Below are 6,877 nucleotides of genomic sequence, written 5' to 3'. Positions count from 1 at the left end.
CGCCAGCACCGACGCGCTGACCTGGAATAAGTTACACACCCTTGCCGCTGACTCCCAAATCGCCAGGTCAACGAACCGATGGCTGGGTCGAACCCTGATCCGAGCACTGCTTCCGGCCTGTCCTTTCGGTCAGCGACAGGAGCCGACAGGTCAGTTACGGCCACCGGCATCCGGCCATAGCGTCGGATCATGACAACCGATTCAATCCTTCTCGCCGGGCCGGCGCAGTGCGACGACGAGCCGGATCTGCTCGTCTCAACCGTTCGATCGCCGGCAGACCTGGGGCGTTTCCACCGCGCCGGTCGGCTCCACTGGAGCCGCGAGCGGAATCTCCTGCGCATCGCGCACCCGTACTCCCCCGCGGATATCAGCGATGCGGTGGTGGTCGAAGAGTTGACGACGCTTGTCGAGGTCGGCGCGATCTCGGGCCAAGAGGAGTTCGAGGCGACCGCGGCGGAGTTCGTCGGCGGATGTGCGGACAACCCGCGCGATGGATGGCTGGGGTTCTATGCGAACTCGGTCAGGGAACTGCGCGCCGGAGCGGTTCCGTTCAGCGCAGTCCATCGTCGGGCGCGACGGCTGCTCGTCGGCGAATCGGTGCTGGAGGTCGGCTGCTGCTTCGGCTTCTTCGCCCTGCAGTGCGCCTCCGACGGATTCGATGTGACAGCGACTGACATCTGCGCCGGGGCGCTCGACCTGCTCGACGAGGCCGCGCGGGATCTCGGAGTCGGCGTCCAGACCGCCCTCAGCGACGTTCGGTCGCTGCGGTTTCCGGACAATCGTTTCGACACAGTGACGATGATCCATCTGCTTGAGCACCTGGCTCCGGTGGATGTCGATGCCGCGATCGCCGAATGCTGCCGGGTCGCCCGCCGTCGCGTCGTGATCGCGGTTCCGTACGAAGACGAGGTCTCACCGCACTTCGGGCATCGGACGATCCTCCGCGAACGGGATCTCGACGGCTGGGCCACGCGGCTGCCCGGTCTTCGAACGACGATCTTCTCCGAGCACGGCGGCTGGCTGGTGATCGATCTCGACTGATCGGGCGGGCGTGCGGTGGCGCGGCCCATTCGGGGAGTGCTCGCTCGCCGGACATCAGTCAGATCAGACCCCGTTTGCTCGCGACGTAGACCGCGTCGGTCCGCTTCGTGACACCGAGCTTCCGGATCACATTGCGAATGTGGAACTTCACCGTCGACTCGGAGATGAAGAGTGCGCGTCCGACCTCGGCGTTCGACTTCCCGTCCGCCAGCAGTTTGAGGACCTCATGCTCCCGGTCTGTCAGTGTCGCCGTGGACTCCTGCTCACCCGACACGGTACGCAGCACGATCGCGGCACTCCTCGGATCGAACGCGCTTCCGCCGTTCGAGACCGTGCGGATCGCACGGATGAGCTCGGTGGTGTCGACGTCCTTGACGACATATCCCTTCGCTCCGGCCCGTACCGCGCGAACCACGACGTCGTCGTCGAGGAAGGTGGTGAGCACCAGACTCGCGACACCGGGATGGCGGCGGGCGATCTCCCTGATCAGTCGCAGCCCCTCGTACTCGGTGCCCGCGGTGAGCTTGAGGTCCACCACGACGACGTCGGGCGCGGTGTGCGCGATCTCGGCGAGCGCGGCGTCGAAGGACCCGGCCTCCCCGACCACCTCCAGGTCCGCATCGCGGCCGAGCAGCGATCGAAGACCCTCGCGCAACAGCGCGTGGTCGTCGACGAGAACAGTCCGAATCGTTCCGCTCATGGTGTCCGCTCCTCTGCATCGGGGTGACCGGCGGTGGGCAGGTCGGTGGCGACCCGGACGCCGCCCAGGCGCGACCTGCGTATTCGGAAGGAGCCACCGAGTTCCTCGGCCCGTGACGCCATGTTCGCCAGCCCTCGGTGCTGAGCGGCGTCGCGGTCCCCGGCACGGGCCGAGCGGAGCATGCGGCGCAATTCGTCCGGGTCGCCGCCACCGTCGTCGTCGACGTGCAGGGTGACCCGATCGCCTGAGTATCCGAAGGTGACGGTCACCTGCGTCGCATCGGAGTGGACCGCGGCATTGAACAGCGATTCGCCCGCGATCCGGAGGACGGCGTGCTGGATCTCGCCGGGCAGCTCACGCGGACGGCCACGGACGGCCACTGAGGTGCGGGTGCGCGACGGCATGTGGAGCGCGCAGAGCTCGTCGAGCGTCTCGGCGATACTCGGCGCGGGCGTGCGTGCGTCGGCCAGCGTGTAGATGGCGTTCCGCAACTGCGCCATGGCGTCTCGCGTGAGCCGAACGGCCTTGTCGAGATGCTCGACGGCGGGTCCGGACACCGCGGGCCGGCACAGTTCCATCTGCAGACCCGCGGACATGACCGACTGACCGACCGAGTCGTGCAGTTCGCGCGCGATGCGCGACCGTTCGCGGCCGAGGAGCGCGGTCCGCTGCGCCGCCGACAACTCCCGTTGCGTCCGAAGCAGCTCTTCGTTGCGCTCGGCGAGTTCGGCTGCGCGACTGTTGGCCTCGGCGAAGAGCACGGCGTTCACCATCGCCACCGTCGCCTGGCCTGCGAGGATGCGCAGCACCGGCAAGTCGGCCGGATCGACGTCCCGCTCGGCCGCCGTCCACGCGGACAGACCGCCGACCACCCGCCCGTCGAGTTCGACCGGAACGTGGATGTGATGGTCGGAGACGATCGGCCCGTTCAGCACGTCCCGCTCGCCGCGGAGGACGTCGTTGAGCCGATTCAGCACCGGGTCCGGCAACTCCGTCGGCTGGACCGCCGTACGCGCGCCCTCGAAGGCCATGATCGCACCGTCGCCGGACGCGATCAGGTGCCGCGGCGTCGTCTCACCGAGCTGCCCGTCCGCGAGCGCGAACAACACCCATTCCGCCCCGAGGTGGTCACGTACGGTCTCCACCACCGCGACCACCAGTGCCTCCGGCCCCTCCGCGGTCTGGACGAGGGCCTTCGAGATGCCTTCCAGCGCCGTCATCACCCGACTGAGCCGGGCCGCGGTTCCCCGGAGCTCGGCGTAGTGCCCGCCCTTGACCGTGCGCAGGCCGACCAGGCTGGCCAGGTCCGGATCCGGGTCGGCCACGATCACATCGCCTGTCGGTAGAGGTCGAGGATCGCGGTCTCCTCGGGTCTGCGCGGATTGGTGATCATGCACGAGTCGGCCAGCGCATGCGTCGTCAACATGCCGAGGTCATCGGTCCTGACGCCCAGCGGCGACAGCGTCTCCGGCATCCCGACCCGCCCCGCGAGTCCGGCCACCGCGTCGGCCAGGCGGTCGGCGACGCTGCGCGGATCGCCCGACGTCGCCAGCCCGACAGCGTCGGCCAGCCGGACGAAGTCGTCGGCGCACACCACGGCGTTGTAGCGGATCACGTGCGGCAGCAGGACCGAGTTGATGGTGCCGTGGGGCGCATCGCAATAGCCGCCCACCGGATGACTCATCGCATGGGCCGCACCGAGGATCGCGTTCGTGAACGCCATCCCCGCACGCAAGGAGGCCATCGCCATCTCCTCGCCCGCCACCGCATCACCCGGATCGTCGACGAGTCGTTCGAGGTGGTTCCAGACGCCGACCATGGACTCCAGCGCCAACGAGTCGGTCAGCCTCCCGTGCGCCAGCGACACATAGGCCTCGATGCAGTGCGTCAGCGTGTCCATACCGGCCTGCGCCGTGACCTCCGGCGGCGCCGTGGTCAGCAGTGTCGGGTCGATGACCGACACGTTCGGCACCAGCGTCCGGCCGATGATGGTGACCTTCGTGCGACGGTCGAGGTCGTTGATGATGCAGAACTGAGAGACGTCCGCGCCACTGCCCGCGGTGGTCGGAACGGCGACCAGCGGCGGCAGCGGCCGGGCCGCCCGATCGATGCCCTCGTACTCGAGGATGAGTCCGCCGTTCGAGGCGAGGACCGCGATGCCCTTCGCGGTGTCGATCACCGAACCGCCGCCGAGAGCGATCAGGCCGTCCGCGCCATGCGCGCGGTAGTCGGCGAATCCCCGCGCGACCTCGGTGGCACGCGGGTTCGGGGTCACTCCCAGATAGACGGCGGGGACCGGTCCGTGCCGAGTGAGCTCGTCGACCAGCCGGTCCGGCCACGGCGTCTCCGCCAGCCGCCGGTCGGAGACGACCAGCGGACGGCGGACCCCGAGACCCGCCACCACACCGGCCACCTCGGCGAATGCCCCACGACCGAGCACGATCTCCGGGGTGTGGAACTTCGCGACGCTGGTCGCGGCCCGCCGGGATGTTCGGTCGGCGATCACCGGTCACCTCCTGGTCCGCATCCGTCCACTTCGGATCGGTTCGATCTCGCCCGGAACGGTACCGCGATCACCGCAGTGCCGCGCCCAGTTCGCCGGAGCGAGCGAGGATCTCCGCACCGTCCCGGGCAACGACGACACCGTCGCAGCTGTCGGCGTACTCGCTGAGCGCACAGCCTGTCTGACTCCAGTACCGAGACGGTTCCGGAGTCAGCCATGCGGTCCGATGGGCCCGCCTGGTCAGCTCCTCGAACACTTCGACTCGCGGGTCGAAGGCATTGCTCCGGGCGTCGCCGACGATCAACAGGCTGGTCCGTCGCGTGATCAGGTCGCCGAACCGATCCATCGTCTCCGACCACATCCGGCCGTAATCGCTCGTGGCGGCCAGATCGAGCCCGTCAGCGGCCAGCACCGCGGTGAGCGCTCCGTCAGCGCCCACCGTGCGCAAGGCGCTCGTGACCAGCACCGGTCGGTCGACGAAGGCGATCACTTCGCAACGATCACCGAACCGATGCAGAGTCTGCGCGAGCCGCAGGATGAATCCAGCCACCGGGCGGACCGAGATCGAGACGTCGACCATCACCAGCATCCGGACCGGGCCGGGCACCGCGCACCGCCGCCAGAGTTCGACCGGAACGCCGTCGGCGCGGACCGACGCGCGCATCGTGGCACGGACATCCAGCCGACCGACGTCGGTCCGGCGCGCAATCCTGCGGGGCGCGCCGCGCATCTGCTGCACGAGTCGATGACAAGCGCGATCGATGTCCGCCTGGTCCCGGTGCACCCGGTCGACCGCGGCCGACGGCGGGAGATCCGTGGCGGCCGCCTCCAGGCGCTGAGACAAGGCGCCGACGAACCGTTCCAAGGCGGCCTCGAGTTCGCGGAGCCGGACCTCGTCGAGTCCCTCAGCACCGTCGGCGCCGTACGCGCTCCGACCGTCCGCCGCATCGAGTGCCCGCAGCAGCGCCGCCGCGTCCGCCAGTCTGAGCGCCGTCCCCTCCACGCGCGCTGCGGAACCGACCAACTCGCCGACCTGCGCCGCGTCGGCGTGATCGACCTCGACGGTGTAAGTCACCCCGCCGACGACCGTCGACTCCTCGGTGCCCACCTCGAGTCGCTCCGATCCCGAAGACACGGAGAAGTCGTCGTTCTCGCGGTGCGCGCTCTGCGCGTGTCGTTCGCGCGCGTCCGGATCGTCGACCATCAGCTCGCCGATCTCGAATGAATGCTCATCCGCACCGATCATCCGACCGGCACCCGTGAACTCATCGTCCCATTGGACGTCCAGCGGCAGGTCGCCGAACAAGCCGCGAACCGCCATCGGGGCCCGGGTCCCGTCGCTGCCGTCCGCGCCGGCGAAGAAGAGCGCGAATGCGACGTCGAACGCCGGCGACTCGAACCCGTACTTGACCGTCACGCTGCGCAGTGCGATCCGCAGCCGGTCGAGGTCCGCGCCGCCGACGATCGCGAACGTCCGGCGGATCTCGATCACCTCGGCCGGCGAGGCACCGATCCCGAACGACCGCAGCGTGCGGCCGAACTGAACCGCCAGCGCGTCCAGTATCCTGTCGCTCACCGTGTCCGGGCCGTCCTGGCGCAGCTTCGTCATCGACCGCTCAGCTCCGCACCGCACTGCGCGCCCGCCCGGCGCCGAACGCCCGCGCGGTGGGCGATCCGACCGGGAGCGTGCCGTCGATGGACACCCGCTCCCCTTGCGTGGCCACCGTCGTCGCCATCGCGCTCCGCACATGGTCGAGGTCGGTGCCGAACTTCACCAGCATCGACAGCAGTGCGGGGTCCGGACCGTCGACCGGCTGGTCGGCACGACCGAGGATCGCCGCCGCCCGCGCGGCATCGATCACCTCCGCGATCGACGGACTCTTGCGCAGCGGCAGCTCGCGCAGTCGGCGCGCCAGTCCGACGACGTCGGCGATCACCGACTCCTCGACGTCCGGCGCTCGTACCGCGACGATCCGCTGTTCGCGCTCGGCGGTCGGGTACGACACCTGGAAGTGCAGGCATCGCCGCTTGAGTGCGGGCGACAGTTCCCGCGTGTCGTTCGACGTCAGGATCACCCAGGGCGCCGACCGTGCCGCGAAGGTCCCGAGTTCGGGCACCGTGACCTGCCGCTCGGCGAGGACCTCCAGCATCACCGCCTCCATCGCCTCGTCGGTGCGATCGATCTCGTCGACGAGCAGCACGGTCGGTGTCGGCGACAGGATCGCCGCCAGCAGCGGCCGTGCGACCAGGAAGTCCTCGGTGTAGATCCCGACGTCGGTGCCCGCGAGCGCAGCCGACGCGGCCGACAGGCTCTCGTACGACGACAGCTCGTCGCCGATCCGGTCCCGCAGCATCTGCACATGGAGCAGTTGGCGCGCGTAGTCCCACTCGTACAGCGCACGGGAGTCGTCGAGGCCCTCGTAGCACTGCAGCCGGATCAGGTCCCGGCCGGACGCGGCCGCCAGCGCTTTGGCCAGTTCCGTCTTCCCGACGCCCGCCGGGCCCTCGAGCAGCAGCGGGCGGTCGAGCAACGTCGCCAGGTGCACGACCACCGCCAGCTCGGAGTCGACGAGGTACCCCTCGCCGGCGAGCGCCTCGGTCAGCTGATCTGCAGTCTCGAATCCGATCATCGT

Annotated in this window: 6 protein-coding genes; 1 reads left to right on the top strand and 5 read right to left on the bottom strand. The window is 69.3% G+C overall.

Annotation, left to right across the window (positions count from 1 at the left end; genetic code table 11):
* Window positions 1–189 precede the first annotated feature (189 nt).
* Window positions 190–1,041 carry a mycofactocin oligosaccharide methyltransferase MftM gene (gene mftM / locus SCNU_RS04105; protein ID WP_009678095.1) on the top strand — a complete coding sequence of 284 codons (852 nt, stop codon included), beginning with the start codon at window positions 190–192 and terminating at the stop codon, window positions 1,039–1,041.
* 58 nt (window positions 1,042–1,099) lie between these two features.
* Here mftM and SCNU_RS04100 read toward each other — a convergent pair whose 3' ends face one another.
* The 5 genes from SCNU_RS04100 to SCNU_RS04080 all read right to left on the bottom strand — a co-directional run bounded on the left by SCNU_RS04100 (window position 1,100) and on the right by SCNU_RS04080 (window position 6,874).
* Window positions 1,100–1,741: a MadR family response regulator transcription factor gene (locus SCNU_RS04100; protein ID WP_009678094.1), complete on the bottom strand. Its 642-nt coding sequence runs from the start codon at window positions 1,739–1,741 to the stop codon at window positions 1,100–1,102.
* Window positions 1,738–3,072 (bottom strand): MadS family sensor histidine kinase, encoded by a 1,335-nt coding sequence (locus SCNU_RS04095; protein ID WP_009678093.1) that lies wholly within the window; start codon window positions 3,070–3,072, stop codon window positions 1,738–1,740. Before SCNU_RS04095 ends, SCNU_RS04100 begins: the two co-directional genes overlap by 4 nt.
* On the bottom strand, window positions 3,069–4,247 hold the full coding sequence (locus SCNU_RS04090; protein WP_009678092.1) for an iron-containing alcohol dehydrogenase: 1,179 nt from the start codon (window positions 4,245–4,247) through the stop codon (window positions 3,069–3,071). Before SCNU_RS04090 ends, SCNU_RS04095 begins: the two co-directional genes overlap by 4 nt.
* Window positions 4,248–4,314: 67 nt before the next feature.
* Window positions 4,315–5,853: a MadC family VWA domain-containing protein gene (madC, locus tag SCNU_RS04085; RefSeq protein WP_009678091.1), complete on the bottom strand. Its 1,539-nt coding sequence runs from the start codon at window positions 5,851–5,853 to the stop codon at window positions 4,315–4,317.
* Between the two features lie 7 nt (window positions 5,854–5,860).
* Entirely contained in the window at window positions 5,861–6,874 is a 1,014-nt protein-coding gene (locus SCNU_RS04080; protein ID WP_009678090.1) for a MadB family AAA-type ATPase, read from the bottom strand.
* Between the last annotated feature and the right edge of the window lie 3 nt (window positions 6,875–6,877).

This window comes from Gordonia neofelifaecis NRRL B-59395 (assembly GCF_000192435.1).
Lineage (GTDB): Bacteria > Actinomycetota > Actinomycetes > Mycobacteriales > Mycobacteriaceae > Gordonia > Gordonia neofelifaecis.
The sequence above is the reverse complement of the archived record's forward strand: the minus strand, read 5'-3'. Positions and strand labels throughout refer to the sequence as shown.

Bases quoted from the DNA above. Each gene is read 5' to 3' on its own strand.
- mftM (WP_009678095.1), top strand. From the start codon at position 190: ATGACAACCGATTCAATCCTTCTCGCCGGGCCGGCGCAGTGCGACGAC.
- SCNU_RS04100 (WP_009678094.1), bottom strand. From the start codon at position 1,741: ATGAGCGGAACGATTCGGACTGTTCTCGTCGACGACCACGCGCTGTTG.
- madC (WP_009678091.1), bottom strand. From the start codon at position 5,853: ATGACGAAGCTGCGCCAGGACGGCCCGGACACGGTGAGCGACAGGATA.
- SCNU_RS04080 (WP_009678090.1), bottom strand. From the start codon at position 6,874: ATGATCGGATTCGAGACTGCAGATCAGCTGACCGAGGCGCTCGCCGGC.